The sequence below is a fragment of the Methylovulum miyakonense HT12 genome (assembly GCF_000384075.1).
Lineage (GTDB): Bacteria > Pseudomonadota > Gammaproteobacteria > Methylococcales > Methylomonadaceae > Methylovulum > Methylovulum miyakonense.
Genome location: NZ_KB913025.1, coordinates 1,091,165 through 1,113,791, shown reverse-complemented (window position 1 = coordinate 1,113,791; position 22,627 = coordinate 1,091,165). Strand labels below are relative to the sequence as shown.

General features: G+C 50.2%; 19 protein-coding genes. 10 read left to right on the top strand and 9 right to left on the bottom strand.

Annotated features, from left to right (window positions below; translation table 11 throughout):
* Window positions 1-101 precede the first annotated feature (101 nt).
* Window positions 102-1,316 (bottom strand): argininosuccinate synthase, encoded by a 1,215-nt coding sequence (locus tag METMI_RS0105800; RefSeq protein ID WP_019865321.1) that lies wholly within the window; start codon window positions 1,314-1,316, stop codon window positions 102-104.
* A 155-nt stretch (window positions 1,317-1,471) separates the two neighbouring features.
* On the opposite strand from METMI_RS0105800, the gene moaA reads away from it, so the two are divergent.
* A complete protein-coding gene (moaA, locus tag METMI_RS0105795; RefSeq protein ID WP_019865320.1) occupies window positions 1,472-2,476 on the top strand; it encodes a GTP 3',8-cyclase MoaA in 1,005 nt (334 codons plus the stop codon).
* A 137-nt stretch (window positions 2,477-2,613) separates the two neighbouring features.
* On the opposite strand, the gene METMI_RS26775 is transcribed toward moaA, so the two are convergent.
* Entirely contained in the window at window positions 2,614-2,814 is a 201-nt protein-coding gene (locus METMI_RS26775) for a hypothetical protein (protein ID WP_156829779.1), read from the bottom strand.
* Between the two features lie 170 nt (window positions 2,815-2,984).
* Here METMI_RS26775 and METMI_RS0105780 point away from each other — a divergent pair, with 170 nt between their 5' ends.
* The 3 genes from METMI_RS0105780 (at window position 2,985) to METMI_RS0105770 (ending at window position 8,510) form a co-directional block, all read left to right on the top strand.
* Entirely contained in the window at window positions 2,985-4,280 is a 1,296-nt protein-coding gene (locus METMI_RS0105780) for a DEAD/DEAH box helicase (RefSeq protein WP_019865317.1), read from the top strand.
* A gap of 228 nt (window positions 4,281-4,508) precedes the next feature.
* A complete protein-coding gene (locus tag METMI_RS0105775) occupies window positions 4,509-6,077 on the top strand; it encodes a cation:proton antiporter family protein (RefSeq protein WP_019865316.1) in 1,569 nt (522 codons plus the stop codon).
* A 234-nt stretch (window positions 6,078-6,311) separates the two neighbouring features.
* Window positions 6,312-8,510, top strand: coding sequence for a phosphocholine-specific phospholipase C (locus METMI_RS0105770; protein ID WP_019865315.1), 2,199 nt, complete (start codon window positions 6,312-6,314; stop codon window positions 8,508-8,510).
* Window positions 8,511-8,696: 186 nt separating this feature from the next.
* Here the strand turns inward: METMI_RS0105770 and METMI_RS0105765 are convergent, their stop codons facing one another.
* Window positions 8,697-8,993: a DUF2288 domain-containing protein gene (locus METMI_RS0105765; protein WP_019865314.1), complete on the bottom strand. Its 297-nt coding sequence runs from the start codon at window positions 8,991-8,993 to the stop codon at window positions 8,697-8,699.
* A gap of 103 nt (window positions 8,994-9,096) precedes the next feature.
* Here METMI_RS0105765 and METMI_RS0105760 point away from each other — a divergent pair, with 103 nt between their 5' ends.
* A complete protein-coding gene (locus METMI_RS0105760; protein ID WP_019865313.1) occupies window positions 9,097-9,807 on the top strand; it encodes a TPR end-of-group domain-containing protein in 711 nt (236 codons plus the stop codon).
* 126 nt (window positions 9,808-9,933) lie between these two features.
* Here the strand turns inward: METMI_RS0105760 and METMI_RS0105755 are convergent, their stop codons facing one another.
* From METMI_RS0105755 to METMI_RS0105740, 4 genes are all read right to left on the bottom strand, one after another.
* Window positions 9,934-10,956, bottom strand: coding sequence for a glycosyl transferase family protein (locus tag METMI_RS0105755; RefSeq protein ID WP_019865312.1), 1,023 nt, complete (start codon window positions 10,954-10,956; stop codon window positions 9,934-9,936).
* Window positions 10,953-11,840 carry a heme o synthase gene (cyoE, locus tag METMI_RS0105750; protein ID WP_029151501.1) on the bottom strand — a complete coding sequence of 296 codons (888 nt, stop codon included), beginning with the start codon at window positions 11,838-11,840 and terminating at the stop codon, window positions 10,953-10,955. The genes METMI_RS0105755 and cyoE overlap by 4 nt, the downstream gene beginning before the upstream one ends.
* Before the next feature lie 231 nt (window positions 11,841-12,071).
* Entirely contained in the window at window positions 12,072-12,803 is a 732-nt protein-coding gene (locus METMI_RS0105745) for a hypothetical protein (protein ID WP_019865310.1), read from the bottom strand.
* Window positions 12,804-12,859: 56 nt separating this feature from the next.
* Complete coding sequence (locus METMI_RS0105740) at window positions 12,860-13,414, bottom strand: hypothetical protein (protein ID WP_019865309.1); 555 nt, start codon at window positions 13,412-13,414, stop codon at window positions 12,860-12,862.
* Between the two features lie 205 nt (window positions 13,415-13,619).
* On the opposite strand from METMI_RS0105740, the gene METMI_RS0105735 reads away from it, so the two are divergent.
* Window positions 13,620-14,324: a TIGR00266 family protein gene (locus METMI_RS0105735; RefSeq protein WP_019865308.1), complete on the top strand. Its 705-nt coding sequence runs from the start codon at window positions 13,620-13,622 to the stop codon at window positions 14,322-14,324.
* Between the two features lie 309 nt (window positions 14,325-14,633).
* Window positions 14,634-14,807 (top strand): hypothetical protein, encoded by a 174-nt coding sequence (locus METMI_RS26770; RefSeq protein WP_019865305.1) that lies wholly within the window; start codon window positions 14,634-14,636, stop codon window positions 14,805-14,807.
* A gap of 70 nt (window positions 14,808-14,877) precedes the next feature.
* On the opposite strand, the gene mprF is transcribed toward METMI_RS26770, so the two are convergent.
* Together mprF and METMI_RS0105715 are read right to left on the bottom strand one after the other, a co-directional pair.
* Window positions 14,878-17,460, bottom strand: a complete 2,583-nt coding sequence (gene mprF / locus METMI_RS0105720; protein ID WP_019865304.1) for a bifunctional lysylphosphatidylglycerol flippase/synthetase MprF — start codon at window positions 17,458-17,460, stop codon at window positions 14,878-14,880.
* A 31-nt stretch (window positions 17,461-17,491) separates the two neighbouring features.
* Window positions 17,492-18,838 (bottom strand): virulence factor family protein, encoded by a 1,347-nt coding sequence (locus METMI_RS0105715; RefSeq protein ID WP_019865303.1) that lies wholly within the window; start codon window positions 18,836-18,838, stop codon window positions 17,492-17,494.
* A gap of 459 nt (window positions 18,839-19,297) precedes the next feature.
* On the opposite strand from METMI_RS0105715, the gene METMI_RS0105705 reads away from it, so the two are divergent.
* The 3 genes from METMI_RS0105705 to METMI_RS0105695 all read left to right on the top strand — a co-directional run bounded on the left by METMI_RS0105705 (window position 19,298) and on the right by METMI_RS0105695 (window position 22,615).
* Entirely contained in the window at window positions 19,298-19,642 is a 345-nt protein-coding gene (locus tag METMI_RS0105705) for a hypothetical protein (RefSeq protein ID WP_019865301.1), read from the top strand.
* A gap of 64 nt (window positions 19,643-19,706) precedes the next feature.
* The gene (locus tag METMI_RS0105700; RefSeq protein WP_029151500.1) at window positions 19,707-21,047 is read left to right on the top strand and encodes a TolC family protein; all 1,341 of its coding nucleotides are present in this window, start codon (window positions 19,707-19,709) and stop codon (window positions 21,045-21,047) included.
* Between the two features lie 410 nt (window positions 21,048-21,457).
* A complete protein-coding gene (locus METMI_RS0105695) occupies window positions 21,458-22,615 on the top strand; it encodes an efflux RND transporter periplasmic adaptor subunit (protein WP_019865299.1) in 1,158 nt (385 codons plus the stop codon).
* The last annotated feature ends 12 nt before the right edge of the window (window positions 22,616-22,627 follow it).

Genomic DNA, 22,627 nt, shown 5'->3' with positions numbered 1-22,627 from the left:
AAATCCGCTCCGGACAAATATTTTATTATTATGGCTCTTATTTAAGGATATAACTTGGCTGGCGGGCAATTATACAAGTTTAATGGGAATTGTTCCGGGTTTTATTTCAGCCGTTTGGCGGCGGCGATACGCATCCGCAAGGCGTTCAATTTAATAAAGCCTTCCGCATCTTTTTGGTTATAAGCCCCGCCGTCCTCCTCAAACGTGGCGATGCTTTCATCAAACAAACTGTCAGTGGCGGACGCACGGCCGACGACAACCACATTGCCTTTGTAAAGTTTCAGCCTGACTTTGCCGTTAACCGAGGCTTGTGAGGCATTGATCATGGTTTGCAGCATTTCACGCTCGGGGCTCCACCAGTAGCCGTTATAAATCAACGAGGCGTAACGCGGCATCAATTCGTCTTTCAAATGGGCCACTTCGCGGTCTAATGTCAATGATTCTATTGCCCGGTGGGCTTTCAGCATCACGGTGCCGGCCGGGGTTTCGTAGCAACCGCGTGATTTCATGCCGACATAACGATTTTCGACAATATCCAAACGGCCAATACCGTTTGCGCCTGCAATTTTGTTCAATTTTGCCAAGACTTCAGCGGGCGAGTGCGGCACATCGTCAATCGCCACAATATCGCCCTGTTGGTAAGCCAGTTCAATGTACGTTGCTTGGTCAGGCGCGGCTTCTGGTGACACGGTCCAGCGCCACATGTCTTCTTCCGGCTCCGCCCAAGGATCCTCCAGGACTCGGCCTTCGTAAGAAATGTGCAGCAAGTTGGCATCCATGGAATACGGTGAAGATTTGCCTTTTTTCATTTCGACAGGGATGCCGTGTTTTTCGGCATAATCCAACAATGTTTGCCGGGAAGTCAGGTTCCATTCCCGCCAAGGGGCGATGACATGGATGTCAGGGCGTAACGCGTAAGCACCCAGTTCAAAACGCACTTGGTCGTTGCCCTTTCCGGTCGCGCCGTGGGAAATGGCATCCGCCCCTGTTTCGTTGGCAATCTCAATTAAACGCTTTGCGATCAACGGACGCGCAATGGAGGTGCCTAACAGGTATTCGCCTTCATAAATGGTGTTGGCGCGGAACATCGGGAACACGAAATCACGGGCAAACTCTTCGCGTAAATCGTCAATGTAAATTTCTTTGATGCCCATACTTTGGGCTTTGGCGCGGGCGGGTTCAACTTCTTCGCCTTGGCCCAAATCGGCGGTGAAGGTGACCACTTCACAGTCATATACGTCTTGTAACCATTTCAGGATCACGGAAGTGTCCAAACCTCCGGAATAAGCTAAAACTACTTTTTTAATATCCGACATAAAATTTTCTGGCCTTGTGTTAAAAATGCCACAAATTATACCGGAAAATGCGCTTTTCAGCAGGAAGGAGTTTTTAAGGGCAACTTAATGAACACGGCTGCCTCAGGCTAGTCATATTATGTTAATATTGACGGCTATTTTTTTAAGATTTTGTTATGACCTCTGCCGCTACACCACAATTGGTAGACCGTTTTGGCCGGACGGTGAATTACCTGCGTATTTCCATTACTGACCGCTGTGATTTTCGTTGTGTCTATTGCATGGCGGAAGACATGGTGTTTTTGCCGCGTGCGCAGATTCTGACGTTGGAAGAGATTCATACTTTGGCGCAGGCGTTTACGGAATTGGGTGTTGGCAAAATCCGTATTACCGGCGGTGAACCTTTAGTGCGCAAAGGTGCGTTGGAATTGCTGCAAAACCTAGGCCGTTTGGACGGGCTTAATGAGTTGGTTTTGACCACCAACGGTTCCCAACTGGTGAACATGGCGGAAGCTTTAAAAGCTGCCGGGGTCAAGCGCATCAATGTCAGCCTTGACACTTTGGATGCGGATAAATTTAAGGCGATTACCCGCACGGGCGATTTGCAGCAAGTCGTGAATGGCATCAAAACCGCTGCCGCTGTCGGTTTTGAGCGCATCAAAATCAACGCCGTAATCCTCAAAGGCCGCAACCATCAGGAAGTGGGCGATTTGGTCGCTTTCGCCGTTGAAAATGGCGTGGACATCAGTTTTATCGAAGAAATGCCCTTGGGCGTGGTTGCACAACATGACCGATCGGACGCTTATTATTCCAGCGACAGGATTAAGGCCGATTTGGCGCGGGAGTTTACGCTGATGCCCAGCACCGCCAACACGGGCGGCCCGTCCAAATATTTTAATGTCGTCGGCACCCAAAGCCGCGTTGGTTTTATCTCGCCGCATAGCGCAAATTTTTGCAGCGCCTGCAACCGTGTGCGCCTGACCGTGGAAGGCCGTTTGCTGCTATGCCTAGGCAATGAGCATTCAGTGGATTTGAAACAGGTGTTGCGTAGCCACCCTGGCGATATGCAGGCCTTAAAGCAGGCGATTATTGAAGCCATGTTGGTCAAACCTGAGAAACATGAGTTCAATATCCACGAACAACCGGTCATATTGCGTTATATGAATATGACGGGCGGCTAACATAGCGTACAATTACGCTGTTTTGTGATTTGGCTTAAGGCCTTCATTGTATGGCTGCTGATGGTTTTGGTGGAATCCATACACGGCAGTCTCCGCGAATTTATCATTACGCCACTTATCGGCGACTCCCTGGCGCGTCAACTGAGCTTTTTTTCCGGCATTTTTTGATACTCATCATCACTAGCCCGCCAGTGCCAATTGAAGGTTGGCGCACTATGGATGGCGCTGATGTCCCTATTTGAAGTTGGCTTAGGCCTGGCGCGTGGCTTTGGGTGGGAACGCATGGTTTCTGGATACAACCCTGCCAAAGGCGGTTTCATGCTTATCGGTATGATCATCCTTCTATTGGCCCCGGTTTTCGGCGCGTGGTTACGTTCCCGAATCCGGCGTTCTACAAACCACTAAGCAAACCAACGGTTTTACCCGCTGGCTGATTGCCCGCCACCGTCCGGTTTATCCGCTGAATTTTTATCTGATTTTTACCCATTATTTTTACCTGAGGTTTTTAATGTCTTTCGACCAACTCGGTTTATCCGAAGCCCTACTTAAAGCCGTAGCCGAACAAGGTTACACCCTACCTACACCCATCCAGAAACAAGCCATCCCGATCATTTTGCAAGGCAAAGATGTCTTGGCGGGCGCACAAACCGGAACTGGCAAAACCGCCAGTTTCACCTTGCCCTTGTTGCAGCTTTTGTCTGATAAAGATGTGATCCACCACAAACCACGCCGTGTGCGTGCCTTGATTTTGACCCCGACCCGCGAACTGGCGGTGCAGGTGCAAGAAAACGTCGCCATTTATGGTAAATATCTGCCCTTGCATACCGAAGTCGTGGTGGGTGGTGCAAGCATCAAGATGCAGATGCGCAACTTAAAGCACGGTTGTGACATCGTCGTCGCCACCCCTGGCCGTTTGATCGACCACGTCCAACAAAAAAATGTCAGCCTTGCGCATGTCGACATTTTGGTGTTGGACGAAGCTGACCGTATGCTCGACATGGGTTTCTTGCCCAGCATACGCCAAATCATGGCGTATCTGCCCAAACAACGCCAAAACCTGCTGTTTTCGGCCACCGTTTCCAACAGCATTAAAGCCCTTGCCGCGCAACTGTTGAACAAGCCTGTCGAGATCGAAGTCGCCCGGCAAAACGCCACCGCCGACACCGTCACCGAGCGTGTCTACGGCATCGCCCGCGAACACAAACGTGAATTGCTGTCGTATTTGATCGGTAGCAACAATTGGAAACAAGTCCTGGTGTTCGTGCGCACCAAACATGGTGCCGACCGTCTGGAAAAACAGCTGGTCCAAGACGGCATCCGTTCCGCCGCCCTGCATGGCGACAAATCCCAAGGTGCGCGCACCAAAGCCTTGGATTCGTTTAAGGAAGGCAAGGTCGCCGTCCTGGTCGCCACTGACATCGCTGCGCGGGGCTTGGATATTGACACCCTGCCGCACGTCGTCAATTACGACTTGCCGCAAGTCCCGGAAGATTATGTGCATCGCATAGGCCGCACCGGCCGTGCGGGCGCTTCCGGCGAAGCCTTGTCGTTGGTCAGCCCTGAAGAATCGCAACTGCTCGCGGACATTGAGAAATTGCTGAAACGGCAAATCACCCGTGTCGCCGATACCGGCTATGAACCCGTTTCATTAAACGTGAATGACGCGCCCAAAAAAGCCGCACCTAGCAAAACCACGGGCAAAAAAGATTTCCGCCATAAACCCAAAGCCCCGATAGGCCGTGACACGCGCCCCAAAACACCACGCAGTTCAGAGAAGACAGGACGCCGGACGGGCAGGGTTTAGGATTTTGGTGTTGGGTTTCCCAATCTTTCAGAAGAAAGGCTATGTCATAATCGTCCAACGCCCACAATAGCCATCAGTGCAGGAAACTTTACGGAGCGGGTACAAACCCGTTCCGGTTTGCTGGGTCAAACGGGTATGTATATTGGAGTGCAGCGTTTAATTGATGCCCGATACTTATGCCCCGTGCAATATAATCAACCTCCGTTTCCCTAGATCCAAGAATCCACCATGGAATTAGTTTTGATAGGTACCGCCTATATGGCGGGGTTGGTCACCAGCAGCTTATATTTTCCGCCTTTGGTCGGCTACCTGATCGCCGGATATGCCTTACATGCCTTGGGTGTCCATCCTGACAACACGCTCGCGCATCTTGCCGATATTGGTATCCAGCTCTTGTTGTTTACGGTCGGCCTGAAGCTCAAGCTGCGTTCCTTGTTAAGGCGTGAGGTGTTGAGTGTCGGCGGAATGCATTTGCTGATAGTCACCGCCGTTTCGGTGGTCATATTCTTTGCCTTAGGCGGTTATATTTCTGGCGGCTTAGTGTTGGGTATCAGCTTGGCTTTTTCCAGCACCGTGTTGGCCATTAAGGTGTTGGATGATAGCGGTGAACTGTCGACGATGTATGGACGGGATGTCCTGAGCATTTTAATCTTACAAGACATTGTGGCTATTGGCCTATTGGCGTTTACCAGCGGCAAGCAACCGACCCCGTGGGCATTGGGTTTGTTATTGTTACCATTGCTCCGGCCTCTCATGTACCGTTTGCTGAATGCCAGCCATGCGGATGAATTAAAATTGCTGTTAGGCGTTTCCCTGGCGTTGGCGGGCGGGATGCTAGCGGAACAAGTGGGTATTTCCAATGATATAGGCGCGTTATTGATGGGCGTGACCTTGGCCGGGCACGTTAAAACCGACGAACTGTCAGATAAATTATGGGGCTTGAAAGAAACTTTTTTGGTGGCGTTTTTCCTGCAAATAGGGCTCACCGATTTGCCGGGTTATGACGAAGTGTTGCAGGCATTCCTGTTATTGGCGTTGTTGCCTTTACAAGGCGGGCTGTTTTTCGCGTTGTTTTTAGTAGTGGGTTTACGCGCCCGCACCGCGTTCATTTCCTCATTGGCGTTGATGACCTATAGCGAATTTGCCTTGATCACATCTAGTTCAGTGATTGATGCGCATTTGCTGCCGCCTGTTTGGGAAGCGATCATTGGTCTGGCGGTCGCGCTGTCGTTGGCGGTTGCCGCGCCTTTGAACCGATTTTCCCACCGTATTTTTTCGTTTTTGGAGCCATTTTTAACCCGTTTTGAACGTAAGGTGAACCATCCTGACAGGTTGCCTAGCAGCATAGGCATTGCCGAATGGTTGGTCATCGGCATGGGGCGTACGGGCTTGTCGGCTTATCAGGCTTTCTGCCAACAAGACAAGCGGGTGTTGGGTTTGGATGCGGATCCGACGGTTTTGGAAGCCCTGCTCGCGGACGGGCGGCGCGTGGTTTATGGCGATGCCGAAGACAACGCGTTGTGGGAAAAACTGCCCTTGTCAAAAGTCAAGGGCGTGATCCTCGCCATGCCAGAATTCGATGTGCGGGCTTCGTCAATTATGCAGTTGAAGACTAGGCGGTTTCAGGGGCACATCGGTTCGATATGTTTTCAGGAGGATGAAGAAGCCAAATTGTACGGTTTAGGGGCAAGTTTTGTGGTTAACCCTTTAATCGAAGCCGGCAGGCAACTGGCGGAACAGATGTTGGACGGTAATCCGCAATTCACGTTGGAAGCCTTGCCTAACCAAGGCCATTAGCCATAAGGCGTCTTGCCGCCATTATGGGTTGGGCCCTTCTAAGGCCTAACAATAGCTTGCCTTGGCCAGTTGGGCCTGCCGCGCTAACGCAGGGGCCGGCCTGCCAAAGGGGCCGGGCGTTATAGTGGGGTTCACATGTGTGTCATTTTGGGTTGATAGACTTTGCTTAGTGGCAAAGCCGCTTAACTAGATAGCTAGTTATTTCATTAACCTAAAATGTACAGGAGCTTCCCAATGATTAAACAAACCCGGAGAGAATTCCTTTCCACCCTTGCATCCGCTACCAGTGCAAGCCTAGCCCTTTCTGTATTCCCTCCTGCCATTCAACGGGCCCTGGCTATCGAAGCCAACAACCGCACCGGCACCATTAAAGATGTCGAGCACATCGTTATCCTGACTCAAGAAAACCGTTCTTTTGACCATTATTTCGGCACCCTAAATGGTGTGCGCGGCTTTGCCGACCCTTTCCCGATTCCAGTGGCAAACAAAGACGGTATTGAAGGGAAAAACGTTTGGTACCAGCCCAATTATTCATCAACCGACCCTGTTAAAGTGGTTGCACCGTTCCGTTTGAATACCGTCCAGCATTTTGAGTACATGCGCGTGACAGGAACCCCCCATTCATGGACAAATGCCCAATATGCTTGGGATAACGGCAGGATGAATGCTTGGCCAAAAGCCAAATATAACCACTCAATGGGCTATTTCACTGAAGAGGACATGCCTTTCCAATACGCGCTTGCCGACGCGTTCACTATTTGTGATGCTTACCATTGTTCGTTCCAAGGCGGCACCAATACCAACCGCCTATTTTTGCAAACGGGCAGCAACGATCCCTTGGCGTTAGGTAACGGCCCGGCGACATATAACGATTACGACTGGTTCGATTCCAACCCTGGCAACGATGGCGGCTACACTTGGACCACTTACCCGGAAAGGCTGGAAGCTGCCGGAATCACTTGGCAAGTTTATGAAAACATGGATGATAATTTCACTGATAACTCATTGGCCGGCTTCCATAGTTTCCGTGATGCTTGGTTCCAAAATCCAGGATATTCACAAAACTTGCGTGACCGTGGTGTCAGCACGCGTGATTTGGACAAACTTAAGGAAGACGTGTTGGCCAACAAACTGCCGCAAGTTTCGTGGATCGTTGCTACCGCTGAAGGATCGGAGCATCCTGGCCCGTCTAGCCCTGCGCAAGGCGCTGATTACACGGCTATGGTTTTAGACGCACTGACTTCTAATCCTGAAGTTTGGAGCAAGACCGTATTCATCGTTAATTTCGATGAGAACGACGGTTTCTTCGACCATGTCCCGCCTGCCGCCGCGCCATCTTATACAAAATGGGATGCCGACCCCAGTAAGGCAAAATTGGCAGGCGCATCGACTGTCGACACAACCGGCGAGTATCATGAGCACCTTGTCAGCTACCATAACAACGCCGAAGAAGAACAATTATTGCACCGGACTTACGGCCTTGGGCCGCGTGTGCCCATGTATGTCATTTCACCTTGGACTAAAGGTGGCTGGGTCAACTCGCAAGTATTTGACCATACTTCAATTATCCGCTTTATAGAAGAACGGTTTGGCGTGGCGGAACCCAATATCAGCCCATGGAGACGTGCTGTTTGTGGCGATATGACTTCGATATTCAACTTCAAAGACCCCAATGACAACGAGTTTTTCAGCTCATTGCCAAACACGGCGGATCTTGCCAATTTAGCGCGTGCGTTACCTGGGCAAACCCTGCCTGCCACACCCGATACGATTTCATTGCCAGTCCAAAAAGCAGGTGTGCGTCCAGCCCGTAGCTTGCCTTATGAATTGAAAGTGGGCAGTACCATTAAGCTCAGCCCTGTAACGGGCGAGCCTAAAGTAAGTTTGCAATTCTCCAATACCGGAAAAGCGGCGGCGGTGTTCCATGTTTATGACAGGCTGAATTTAGACGCCATTCCACGCCGTTATACCGTTGAGCCTGGCAAAAAATTGGCGGGTTCTTGGAAGCTAAGCAGCACCGGCGCATACGATTTATGGGTGCTGGGCCCCAATGGTTTCCATCGCCATTTTATGGGCAACGCCAAACAAGCCCTAGTGGCTGGCCATGCCAACCCTGACGTTTCGGTTTCATATAATAAATTATATGGCGAATTAGTCATCAAGTTGACTAACCAAGGTGATGCCCCTTGCGTGTTTAAGCTGACCGCCAATAAATATTATAAGTCTGAGTTTAATTCAGCCCATCAGGTTGGGGCGTTTAGTGAATTCAAACTATACTTGCCGATGAGGAAAAGTGCTTATTGGTATGACTTTTCTGTCAAAGTGAAAGGCCAAGCCACGTTCCTCCGCCGCTTTGCTGGCCATATCGAAACCGGCAAGCATTCATTTAGCGACCCGGCAATGCACGGTAGTGCGGTAAGTGAACAATACTGACCCATTGGTTTTGCTGTCCTTAAGCTAAGGCCCATGCAAAATTAGTGTCTTTGATAGCCCCGTAGAGCATAAGTGCGTTACGCCATCTTATCTGATACGGGGCTTGAGGACAGGATCAGGTTATTTCCGGCAGTTTTCGATCCGTAATGATTAGGCGGAAAATTTATTGGGATGGCCGGGCTAATCTTATCCTTGCACCAAAAGCCAAGGTTTAACCACGACCGCCCACACCGCCGTGTCATCCTCCCACCAAGCCAACGCCTGTTGGTCAGTCACTAAACCTATCTGCTGGTTTGCCAGCCATTGTGCAACTTGGGATTTGTTGTCATTAGAAAATTGATAGGCAACTTCGACCAGATCCAATTCTGGCGCGACATTAACCGCGAGGCCTTGGGCGAAAAAGCGTTGCAATCCGCGCCAGGCAATTTGCGAAGTTTCCAGGTTGATTTTTTCTTTTAGCGTCGTGTCGATAATTTCGTTCATGCTTGGTTTACAATAGCGCCTGTCGTTATAAGGATGAGCTGTTATTCTATAACGGTTTTGACCATAAACCCTTTAGCCCATAAACCATTCAGCCGGAGCCGTCATGTCATTATTATCATCGTTCACTAAAAAATCCAAGCTGTCCGCCACCATCAAGCAAACCCAGCAAGCGCGTAATAGCGAAGGCAACACTGCCGACCAGCTGTTTAAAAGCGCTTATGCGGGCTATGCCGAGGTGTTGTTGGATGATCCTATCCGTGCCGATGCTTTATATAACTGGGGTTTCGCCTTGTTGAACCAAGCCAAAACGAAAGAAGGTGAGGTGGCGGCAGGCATCTATCAGGATGCGATCAACAAGTTTGCTTTTTGTTTGCTGATTAACCCGGACTATTTGGGCGCGGCGATTAACGGCGGCGTGGCTTATATGGATTTGGCAAGGCTAAAAAACGTTGGGGCGGATGATGTGTTATATACGTTGGCCCAACAACAATTTGAAACGGCCAATAGGATCCAAGCGGGTACGGCTTCGTATAATTTGGCATGTATTTATGCTTTGCGCAGTGATTTTGACGCCTGCCTACAAGCCCTGGAAAATTCCAGGAGCCGCGGTAGCTTGCCCGAAGCCGGCGATATTTTAAATGACCCTGACCTTGACAATGTTAAGGGGCAAGATTGGTTCATCGCTTTTATTGAGCCTATGGTGAAGCCAGAGCCTGCACCAGTTGAAGCCGCAGCAGCGGAAGAAGAGGCCGCCCCTGTCGGTGAGGAAGTTGCTGAAGCAGCTGCCGCAGAAACAGCGGCTGGGGAAAAGTAAGCGGGCCGTTTAAGAAGGCGGGACGGGTTTTAAAGGCCCGTCCCAAATAGGGCTTATTAAGTTGGCCAATAATGCCCGCCATGAAACCGCCCAATTGTCCTTGGTTTTGGTAAACTGGCGAAGGGTTTACGGACGGTTAAATTTCAAACGGTCCCGTGCTTTCCAGTATTCCATGGCCAATTCATGTGCCTGTTGTTGGGTATCCGCCTTGCCCAATAGTTTCAGGGCAATTGCCGCTGTGCCTATCACCGATGCGGTGGCGAATTCATCAATGAAACTGCCTTGCCAAAGTTGGCCCAGTTGTTCGGGGTCGAGCCCTTCGGGTTTGACATGGCGGCGCGGAAACAGGGCGGGCCAGTTTTCATCGGATAGCTCGCCATGATGGACGCTTTGCACCAAGCATTCCATATCCGGGTTGCGTTCGGTCTCGCCGCCTTCGCCCTTCAAAACCGCCATGTGCGGTTGTTGCAATAACGCGGCGGCTAGTTGGTGGACGGGCCGGTAACTGGGGTGGAAGATGCCTTGGATGCTGTAGGGGGCGTTGAACGGGTTTAACAACCTGACCAGCGTGTGTACCGGCGAGCGCAAACCGAGTATCGGCCGCAATTCAATGATTTCATGCAGCTTTGGGCAGAAATGTTCCAATGACAAATAACTGAACCGCCGCTGTTCCAGTTGTTGCCTGGCCTCCGCCACCGAATTGGCGCAGCTTAAGCCCAAGTATTCCAACATGTTTTCGGTGTATAGACGGCCTGCCGAATGGCCGCTGGCGCCGTGCATGAACACGGTGACGCCGTTCTCGGCGAGTAGCAAGGCGGACAGCAAAAACCACGGCAAATGGCGGCGTTTGCCCGCATACGACGACCAATCCAAATCCACTAGGCCGCCATTGTCAATTTGGAACGATTCCCACGCGGCTTGGACAAAGCCCGCCAATTCGTCCGGCGTTTCTTCCTTCACCCGCATCAGCATCAGAAATGCGCCTAGCTGCACGGGCAAGACCTCATCCGCCAGAATCATTTTCATGGCACGGTGGGCTTCCTCTTGCGTCAATGGCCTGGAGCCTTTTTTGCCTTTGCCGAGGATGCGGACGATTTCCGCGAAAGGATGTTCAGGATACGGGGTTTCTTCGTGATGGGTGAAAGTCATAGCGTCAGGAAAACATAATGGTCGATGAGTAGGGCCGCAAACAATACGGTGATATAGACGATGGAAAAGCCAAAGGTTTTCATCGCGGTCTTGTTATCTTTGGTGCGCATCATCAAGACCGCCAGATAAATGAAGAAAATCCCTAAAGGCAACGTCACGCCTAAATAGATCAGCCCGCTCATGCCCGTCAAATAAGGCAATATCGTGACGATGAGCAGCAATACGGTGTACAGCAAAATTTGTAAGCGGGTGAATTCCACGCCATGCGTGACCGGCAACATGGGGATATTGACCTTGGCGTATTCCTCGCGCCGGGCAATGGCCAATGCCCAGAAATGCGGCGGTGTCCAAACGAAAATAATCAGCACCAACAGCAGGGCATAAGGGTGGATGCTGTTGGTCATCGCGCACCATCCCAATAATGGCGGGGTCGCGCCAAACGCACCGCCGATGACGATGTTTTGCGGGGTGGCGCGTTTCAGATACAGCGTATAAACAACCGCATAGCCGAACAGCGACAAAAAGGTCAGGATCGCGGTCAGGACATTGACCATCAGCACCAGGATCAGCATCGAGGCGGCCCCCAGCACAATGGCGAACGCCATGACATTGGTTGCCGTTAAATTGCCTTTAGGTAAAGGGCGGTTTTCGGTGCGGGCCATTTGCGCATCGGCCTTGCGGTCGATGAAATGGTTGATCGCGGCGGCTGACGAAGCGGCAAGCGCGATGCCTAACGTGGCATAAAAAACGGTTGCAATCGCTGGCATCCCGGGTACGGCAAGCAACATGCCGACCACGGCTGTGAACAGCATTTCCAAAACCACATTGGGTTTACAGAGTGTGAGGTAGTTTTTCCAGGAAATATCAAGGGTTTGGTTAGACATGATTTAAGCGTCAACAAGGTGATGATTTTTTATAGAATACAGGGAAGCGGGGGTTATGGAAAGTGGCTGCGGAGCCCAAACGGTGCATAACGTTACGTTAAGGGGGCACGTCGCCTCTGCGTGCTTAAGCGAAGTCGCAGAACCTTGATAAAAACAAACCCCCAAAACCGCCAACGGGCGGCGCATCCCTTTGAACGGTTTGTTAGGCTGGACGGAACACCGCTACACGGATTATGGGTTAAGAACTACTTGCTTAACAATATCAGTAAACTTTGATAGCTGCTCTGTTATTTCTTTTATAGTAGTTTGAGATTTGACACCTTGTCTATTATGCCCAATTTCGTTTCTTAGGCGGGTATAAATAGTTTCAGGTTTATTATCTTTGGGGCTTGGTTTACGTTCTACATTCGTATCAATCTTAGCAATGAATTTATCAAGTTCTTTTTGCTGATCAGAATGTATAAAAAGCAACAGATTGTATAAGAGCAAATATCTAGTTACCGGATCTTCTTGTGATATTGAATTTCGAAAAAGCCTCATATGTACATTGTGAGAACCCCAATAATTTTCAACTTGCATTTTTAATGAATCCAAGCTTTTTGGATTAGGGAAAACTTGAAGCTGGATATTTTCTATAAATTGTGCTTGATACATGTTATGTACAGTCAAACGAACTTCTGACTCAAATTCTTGAGGAAGTGAAATACGAATTTGACGTGGTTCACCAGTTTTTACTAAAAACATCAGGCAAATATGGTCTAGTAATTTACAGACCGAATCATAAGCCAACTTATTTGCTGTTGATTCATCAAATATATCAACTAATTCCACATCTATTTCCAAAAGAGAGCCGTCTGCTTTAATTGCAAAGCCCAATAAAGGAAGTGCGTCAATTTCAATTTTATAATCATTGAAATTAATACCTACACATGAACATTGATATGAAACCACACCTTTATTCATCGTTGACCTCCTTTAGCGCCTAACGCAAAGCTCCGCTGGAGCGTTGGGTTAGACATTTAATTTTCTCTGCCAGTTATTTCGGGTTTAATAAATGCCTTGTTTGGCAATATGTATTCCTCTTTTTCGGTAACTGAGACTATTTTCAAATCACTATCTACCAATAGTAGAAAAAGAGAAGTGCCTGCAACAATAGAAAGCTTATAGCCATGCTTGAAACCTTTTTTATGTGGCTTTGCCTCACAAGACAACCTAAGTTTCATTTCAAATAAGCCTCTTGAGTTTTGTGAAATACCTCTCTCAATAAAAAAACTGTAAGGTTGCTTTCTCAAAGATGCATTGAGTATTTGGTCTTTTAATCCATTGGGCAAAAATGATGCATCAGGATTTTTGGATAATAGTCTATCTATAAAAATCATATTCTGTTTTTCATCCACCCAGAATAACTCAACTTTTCCTGATTTTAAAATGTCATGGATATTTTCAAGTAAATCATTTTCAAGTACTCGTTCAATCAACTCTTTTGAGACACATACTGGAAGTTGATAAAAGGAAGTTTGAAGATAACAATTTCCATTTTTTTCTTGGATTGAAGTCAAGTTATAGTTATTCATGGATTCCTTAACGACTATTGTCTAACGTTGGCTTAAGCCGAGTATGCGCATCCATTCTTAGGTGTTCCTTAATGCTGTTTCTGATCTGTCCACGCTTTCTTTAATATCCCAATCTGGTATCTTTGTGGCTGGCTTTTTTTAAGCCTGATTGCTTTCGCTTGAACCCTTCAATTTTAATAAAACCTACCCTAGAGGATATCAGCTTATGGCACAGTTTACCGTTACTGGTGATGTCGACCCATTTTTGCATGTCAGCATGCAACGCGGTGAAAAAATCTATTGCGAATCTAATGCGATGGTCATGATGGAAAGCGCCTTGGACTTGAAAGGCAAAATCACGGGCGGCATTGGCAGTGCGTTGATGCGCCGCTTTGCCAATGGCGAATCGTTCTTCCAAACCCATATCGAAGCAACACGCGGTGATGGCGATTGCCTGTTGTCACCGACGTTGCCGGGGGCGATTGAAGTGCTGGAAGTCGGCCATGCCAGCTATAAGCTCACCGATGGCGCGTTTGTCGCGGCGGAAAGCGGGGTCAGCCTGAACGTCCGTACCCAAAATGTCGGTTCGGCCTTATTTGGCGGCACTGGCGGGTTTTTTATCATGGAAGCCACGGGCATGGGCAAGTTGGCGGTGTCAGGCTTTGGCTCCAGTTTTGCGATTGATGTCGAGCCGGGCAAGGATGTGGTTATCGACAACGCCCATGTGGTGGCCTGGGATAGCCGTTTGCATCATGAAATCACGGTCGCCACCAGCAACAGCGGCGGTTTTTTTGGACAAATCGTCAACAGCGTCACCAGCGGTGAAGGCATGGTGCTGAAGTTTTCGGGGCAAGGCAAGGTCATTATTTGCTCACGGAGCCGTGAAAGCTTTGCCTCTTGGCTGCTTAAGTTGATGCCCGGTAATGGTTAGGGCAATGCTGTTTAGTTGAAGTTACGCGGTTTCCAGCCCATGATTGCAACAGTAAAACGCTTGCCATAGGCTAGCAAAACTATGCCACAAGGCATGCCGTATGGGTTGCCGGTAGTAGTTGATAAACCCCGGCCATTACGGTTTGTTTCAACCAATCGCCCTCCGCTATTTTTAGGGGATACGGTCTATAAAACCCCCTTCCCTTTGAATTTGTTGCTGTTTTAATAAATGGCATGGAATTGGCTGATAACCTGTTGATGCTTGTTACGGGCATCGGCAGGCCCAAGCTAAATTCTTAGAGGAAATTTTATGATGAAACATATCCACAGGTTGGCCCGGTATACGGCGTTAATTTTAATTTCGGCGGCGCCTATACCGTTTGACGATGCTTACGCGGAAACGACCGAACAACAAGTCGCTGCCGAAACGGTAGTCAGCAAACCTTCTGCAAACCACAAACCTAAAACTGAACAAGACCAATAAGCGGGATATTTTTAGCCACTATTGGGGGGTTAAGGGAAAGCCCAAGATGTGTCCGGGGATTGTCATGTCCCTATTTGCTAAAAATCCCTTGCCAGCCCCCTGAAATTTGCCGGGTGATCGCCATTAATGTGCGGGGCATGGCTAAACCTGCCGGGGCAGCCAGATAGCGCGGTTGCCATTGCGGTAAAAATTTCGCCTTGTATTCGTACAGCCCTTCAAAATTGTAGAATTGGTCGCCCATGTCGAAAATAGTGGCGCCAATCTTATGCCACAACGGCGCCAAAGGCCGGCGTTCCAGCCCGGCCAACGGTGCCATGCCTAACGAAAACCAATGGTAATTTTCGGCCTTACCCCATAGCAACAGCTCGGCAAACAAAAAATCCATGATGCCTTTTGGACTGTCCGGGTCATAACGCATCAAGTCGATGGATAATTCCTGATGGCTTGCGGTTTGCCAGAGATTGGCAAACGCCTTGATGTGCCCCGACCCGTTTTTTATCACGGCAACATCGGTCCGGCGTAAATAATCTTCGTCGAAAAAACCCAGCGAGAACCCTTTTTCGCGGGTGTTTTTGTTCGCCAGCCACGCATCGGAAATCTGCCGCAAGGTTGGTAGCGCGGCATCCACGGCCGCCCCGGACAATATTTCAAAGACATAACCGGTTTTGCCGAATTTATTGCGGGCGCTGCGCTGGGCGTCATGCCGCTTACCTTGCAGGCTAAAGGTTGCCAAATTTACGCGCGCCTCTTCCCCCAGTTTGAACAACGACAGGCCTAAATCAAGGTAATGCGGCAACCATTCCTGGCTGACCTGATAAAACACGGCTTTTGCGCCAAAACGGTCGGCCTGCTCCTCAAATTGCCAAAGTAGGTTTGCACAAGCCAAGGGTTCACCGACCGGGTCACCCATGGCTATCCAGAATTGCGGCGTTATTGCATACATGATGAAAGCGTTACGCCCAGGATTCCAAAACAGCTGCTTATCGCCTAGCAAGGCCAGGAACCCTTGGGTTTGCTGGCCTTGCCAGACCAAGCGCTGTGCTTCAGCCAGCTCGGTTGCCGATGGCTTTGTCGGCAAGTGGGGCGGGGCGACACTGAGCAACCGCGCCAAACCCAAGGACACCGTCACTACCGCTATCAGCAGCAATGCCCGTAAAAACCTTGGCGCGTTGTCTTCATAGGAAAACTGCCACCATAATTCGTGCGCGTAGCTGGCATCCCGGTAAGCAAAAAAACCTAACCAAATTGAGCCCGCCAGCACCATCACAATGGCTGCCGACCAGGATTTTGAAAAAGACATGTGCAACAACGATGACTGGCGTTGAAAATAACTGCGCGTTGGCGACATCAACAGCAGTATCAACAATAACACCGAGGCTTCCCGCCAATCAAACCCCTTGAGCAGCGAAGCAACGGTGCCCAAACCCAGCAGCAACATACTGCCGTACCAAGCCGCATCAATCTTGAGCCGGATGCCCCGTGCTAAGAATAACAGCAGCACGCCAATCAGGCTGCCTGTAAGATGCGACAGCTCGATGACGGGCAAGGGCACCAGTTTGCATAGCCAGCCCATTGCCGCCGAGTTTGCAGGCATCGAACCGGAAGCCAGCAAAATACCGCCGGCCAGCAACAGCAATAGCGAATAGAGTTGTGGCACGATGGCCGTTATTGCCTGCCGCAGCGCCGTACTGCCTTCGGCTATCCTCTCCCGCCGGCTGTAAATCTCGTAACCCAGCAGGCCAACGCCGGCCAGCAGCAACGGCACGAAGTAGTAAATAACCCGGAACAGCAGCAATGCGCCGATTAAAATTAAATGTTGATCAATCGCTTCGATATCCGACATGAGCCATAGAAAAGTGCTTTCAAACACGCCGATACCGCCAGGCACCTGGCTAATCACGCCCACGGCCTGCGCCACCACAAACACCACCAGGAAGGCGCCAAAACCAATATTGACCTTACCGAGCAACAATGCCCAAAGCACCAGCGCCGACAGGATAATATCGAGGCTGGACACCACTGTTTGGGATAGTGTCATCGCTGGCGACGGTAAAACTAATTCGAAGCCCTTAATGGCGAGCGGTTTGCGCCACAGCAGGACAGCCGCCCAATAGGCCAGTAATGCCGCGGCGCAAACCAAACTGACCCAATGGATGGCTTGCGGCTCTTGAATTTTGGTTGATAAATAGTGCGGCAAGAGCAAACTGCCGGCCAACCCCAAACTCAATGCACCTAAAAGATAGGTGGCTGTTTGGAATAATGATATTTTTAAAATATCCCAGCCCGCCACCCCCCATTTTGAATAAAACCGGTAACGGATCGAGCCGCCTGCCGCCCAGGCATGCCCGGTGTTGTTACTGATCGCATAACTTAACATGGCCGCCGCAATCATTTTGGGCACCGGGACTTGGCTGTAGCCTGTGAAACGTAAGGCCAGCCAGTCATAACCCGCCAGCACCAGGTAATTAATCACTGTCAGCGCCAAAGCTGCGCAAATAATCCGCGCAGGCATGGTTTGCAACGATGACAGGATGTCGCCCAAGTTATGCGCTTTCAGCTGGGTATGGACGATGTAAAGCGCGCAAGCGAATAAAACGACGGGCAATAAGTGAACGGTTTTTTGGGTAATCCTGCTTAATGTTTCGCGGGTCATAGGCTAGATGAAGTGTGGTGAAAGGCTCAAGTCAATTGATGCCATGTTGGCGGTAGACATCCAGAATTTGCCGGGTTAGTTTGGGATAATCCTGATCAAAATGGTGGCCGCCGGGCAGTTCCAAAATGTTAGCGTCGCTATTTTGCAAACCGGTACAGGCCGTTTCAGATTTTTCTTCCTTGCCATAGATGCATAAAATCTTCGTTTTCGGTATTTTCGCCAATTCAGGCGCTTGGGGAAGTTCACCCGCGTTTTGCCCTAGCCAGCCCGAGACATGGATTTCAAAATCGGCGTTATTCGCCAATGCCAGCAATACCAATAACCTGACACTGTCTTGGTCTTGCTGCGGCAAACGGTTGTAAACGGCAGGCAAGATGTCGGCGCCGAAAGAATAGCCTGCCAATACGAAAAATTTTATCCCCCGGTTGTTCCGGTAATAAGCCATTGTTGCGGACAGATCGGCGGCCACCTGCCCCGGTGTTTTTCGTTCCCAAAAATAACGCAACGCGTCGACGCCCACCACCGGATAGTTCTGGGCCGCCATTTCCCCGGCCACGGTTCTGTCCAAATCACGCCAGCCACCGTCGCCGGAATAAAAAACCGTAATGGTGCCGTTGGGCTTGGCGGCAGGCACATCGACTAAGGGCAACGGCTGCGAAGACGGGTCGGTTTGGCCTAGGCTTGCCTTTAGTTCTTCAAGCAATACGGCGTCTAGCGGCGTGTCATAAGCCGCAATCCGCGTATTGGTGTTGCCTATGGCCTTAATAAATACCGCAGTTTGCCCGGCAGGATGATCTGTCCAGACCGGTCGCCAATGGCCTTTCAGCGCAGTGGACGCAAGCAAGGTATTTTTTGGGTCTTGGCTGGCTAGGGGCGGGCACACAGCCAAACCGTCAGGTAAGTTGACCGAAAAATCAATGGCGAGGTTAGTTGCCGTATCGGCCTGGCTTGACTGGGCATTGAGAAATGGCAGCAATGCCCCCTCGGAGATGCCGGCAATTACCAGCGGTTTTGTTGAGGTTGGCGGCAATCCTTTTAACAGGCTGGCTATTGATGTCGCGGCGGCGTTGGCATCAAGGCACTGCCCGGTTGCGGCGTTAAAGCGCTTGAAAAATGGCCATGGATTGATAATGGCCGTGGCCATCCCAAGGGCCGCCACACGCCGCCCCAAAACGCTTGCCGGAAACTTTTTAGTATCAGCAAAAACTATCGCCAGGCCTTGCGATCCCCATAGCGGCCGTGTAACCGTTAGCTCGCCAAAGCTTTCGGTGCGGGAAAGTTCCTGCACAACCGGCGGCTTGACATAAACGGCTAGAGCTATGGCCAAGGCCGTGAAGCCGAACAAAAGGAAGGCAACCGTGGTTTTGTTGGTTTTCATAGGCTGGTCCACTTTAAAATACGTCAATGGGATTTTACCCGGTCGGTTTGATGCCCAAAAAGGCTGCAATTAATGCGTTGATTTGCCGGGCATGGGTGACAGGGGCTGCATGGCCTGCCCCTGAAACCAATTCAAGCTTTAGTATTGCCCAACAGGGCCGCCAATTCATTCGAAGACATCGTCAAAGAAACCCCGTGGGCGTGCCCAACGGCATAGGCCGCATGGGTATATAAACGGTTGAAATAAACCTTTTCCGATTTATTTTTTAATTGTTATTGGGGTGAAAATTTAAATTTATCCATTATTGATAATGCAACTAAATGAATATAAAAACAATTGTTATTTTAAGGGTGCGATGGCATGAAAATGGCTATATCAAGAAACAGGTGTCTATTAGAAACTAGTGTTTAACGAGTTTTTAAGATGCCCAAATGCTTAACAAACGAAGAGAAGAAGTCCATGAAAGTTATTTTCCATAAAATAGCGGCTTACACCGTAGTTATTTTCATTTCTACCCAACCTGTTTCCATAGACGTACTGGCTGCCGAAAAAGAATCCACCCAAGATATCGCCTTTTGGGGGGATGATAAAAGCACAACGACAAGCAAACGCAAGGGGCCTTCGGAATCCAGCCCGCACCTTTGCCCAAATGCCGGAAATGCGCGTCCAGACGCCCCTAGGGTATTGCGTGAAAGTGGAAAAACCGGCACTAAAGCGATGTTTCCTAGGCCTGCGTATCTGGCCAAAAAAGCGGCGGATTTTTGGGCTTGGTTTAACACGGACATTGAAGCGGATTTGCATTGATGCTACAACCGTGGCTGATTTAACAAAGCCTATGGGCCTGGCATTTTTGGCATCGCTGAAACGAATGAAAAAAATTTATTTGAAGCTAACGGCTTTCCTGCTGTTGTCCAGTTCACTTGTCGTTATTGACGCCCATGGCGCCAACAAGGAATTGTCCATAGACGAAGTGATGGCCATTTTCTACCAACGCAATCTTGACCTGATCGCCGCGCAATACAATATCGGCCAATCCCAGGCCGATGCCGTGATCGCCTCGGCGATACCTAACCCCACTTTCAGTTTCCAGCTTTCCGAGCTCAGCGGGAACCTCAATAATGGCGCCAGCGCGACCGGTTGCAGCCAGAGCCCTGGTGTTTCCTGCGGGCCTGCCGAGTATTTCTCTTTCAGCCAATTGCTTGAAGTTGCGGGCAAACGCGGTTTGCGTGTCCAAAGCAGCGGTTTCGCCACCCAAGCCGCTGAAAGCGATTTCCGCGATGCGCTGCGGATATTTTCCAATATGGTCAGGCATGCCTATTATGGCCTGTTGCAAGCCCAAAAAAATCGTTGGCTGGCGCAAGAAATCACCGGCCATTACCAAACCATAGCCAAAGCCAACCGCTTGCGCCTGGACAGCGGGGATATAGCCGAATCGGATTTCCTGCGGGTCAAAATGGAAGCCGTGCGCGCCGAATCGGATTTGGATAATGCGCAAGCGGCGGTGGAGCAGGCGAAGGCCCATTTGGCGATGATCCTGCGTTGGCCTGAACAAAGCTTAACCTTTGAGGCTAAAGAACAGTGGCCTGAAGTCAAAGACATCGGGCAGAACCTTGGCAACGGGCAGTTGATCGCCAAAGCCTTGCAACAACGCCCTGATTTGCAGGCTGACCAACTCCGTGCCGCCCAGGCTGATAAGGAACTGGAATTGGCGCATCGGCTTAAATATCCCGATGTCACCGTCACGGCGGGTTATGCGCGTGACCCCAGCAACAACGCGCTGAATTCCGGCTTTGTCGGTGTCAGTGTGCCGCTGCCCTTGTTTTATCAATATAAAGGCGAAGCTGACAAAGCGGCGGTCAATTTCAGCCAAAGCCGTTTAGCGGCGGAACAAACCGAACTCGGTATCCGCACTGATGTGGCCAGTGCCTTGGCGACTTGGCACAGCACCGACAGAATCGTCCGCCGTTTCGAAGACGGTTTGCTCAATGATGCCGTGGTGGTGCGCAATAGTGCCGAACTGGCCTATAGCCGGGGCGCGACCAGTGTCCTGGATTTTATTGAAGCCCAGCGCAGTTATAAGAATGTCATGCGGGATTATTATTCGGCACTGATTGCCCGTACTAATGCCTATTATGATTTGGCCAAAGCGGTGGGCGTGGAACCTGCTAACGATAAAACATATTTTTCACACAATAACTTACCTGACTGATGCGGTTGTCCACGAAAAACACGAAAGGCTTAAAGCCGGAAACGTTTATTACCGTTATGGGTATTTTGAATGCCCCGCCCCGCATTGGGCAAATAAGACAATGGGGTTACTTTTCGTCCTAGTTCCCACGCGCCGCGTCACTGCCATTAAGTTAAGAGTTTAATGTAATTTAACAATGTATTACGAATTCGTAGGTCGGCTTAGCGTCAGCGTAACCCGACATTTTGGATGCTGGTCGCGTCGGGTTACGCTATCGCTAACCCGCCCTACATCTGAGTTATATTATTGATAATAAATATAAAGTTCTTAACTGTGGGCAGTGATGCGCCGCGTGGGAACGGGAGATAAATTGGGTTGCCTTTTATAGGCTCTTAATAACCCTAAATTGAGTTTGTATAAATATTAAAAAAATGACCCATAAAATTCAAAGCAAATCCAGTTTCTTAGCGGGGCTGTTGATGGCTGCGCTGTTGACAGCCTGTTCCGGTCCAGCCGAAGCCCCCCGGCCCTTGCCGCAACCGCCAAAAGTGGCGGGGCAAGTGTATTTGGCGGCGGATTCACCGAAAAAAGCCTACATCAAAACCGCCCGTTTAAGCCTGTCCCAACATCCTTTGCTAGAACCATTGGCGGGTAAGATCACTTATAACGAAAGCCTGACCTCACGGATCAGTTCCTCCGTTTCAGGGCGTGTGACAGGCAAGCCCGTCGCGCTGGGCACACCAGTGCAAGCGGGCTCGGTATTGTTGGAATTGGACAGCCCTGATGTCGCCAATGCCGAAGCCGATTTTGCCAAGGCGCAGGCGGATTTGATGTTCGCGAACCATGCTTTTAACCGCCAACAAGAGCTTTATGCCGGAAAAGCCGTGTCGCGCAAGGAACTGGAACAGGCGCAAGATGATTTAAGCCGCGCCAGCAGCGAAGTGCGCCGCGCCCAAGATAGGCTGAAAAATTTGCATATAGCAGCGGGGCAAAGCGACGGGCATTTCGCCTTGCGTGCGACCGTTCCGGGCATTGTGGTCGAACGCAATGTCACGCCCGGCACCGAAGTGCGCCCCGATCTGGACGCGCCCTTGTTCGTGGTTTCCGACATCAAAAGCCTGACCGTGCTGATGGAGGTTTTTGAAATCAATATCGGCAAAATCAAATTAGGGCAAAGGCTCTCGATCACCGTGCCCGCCTATCCCGATGAACGCTTCCCAGCGACGGTACAGTACATTAGCCAAGTGCTGGATGAGAACACCCGCACGGTACAAGTACGTTGTGATCTGCCAAACCCTGACGGACGCTTGTTGTCGGGAATGTATGCCAATATCACGGTGGAAAGCGGGCCAGATAACAAGGCGGTGATGATCCCTTTGACCGCCGTATTCACTGAAGGCAATGCCGATTATGTGTTTGTTGCTTTAGACGAAAACCACTACCAACAACGTCCGGTGAAAATTGGCTTACGGTTGAAAGACACCGCCGTCATCGCCCAAGGCTTGCAGCCTGGCGAGCTTTTGGTGACAGAGGGCGCATTGATGCTAAGGGCGGAAGAAGAGCTCGAAACCGACGGCGGCAACCCATAACAGCACAAAGGG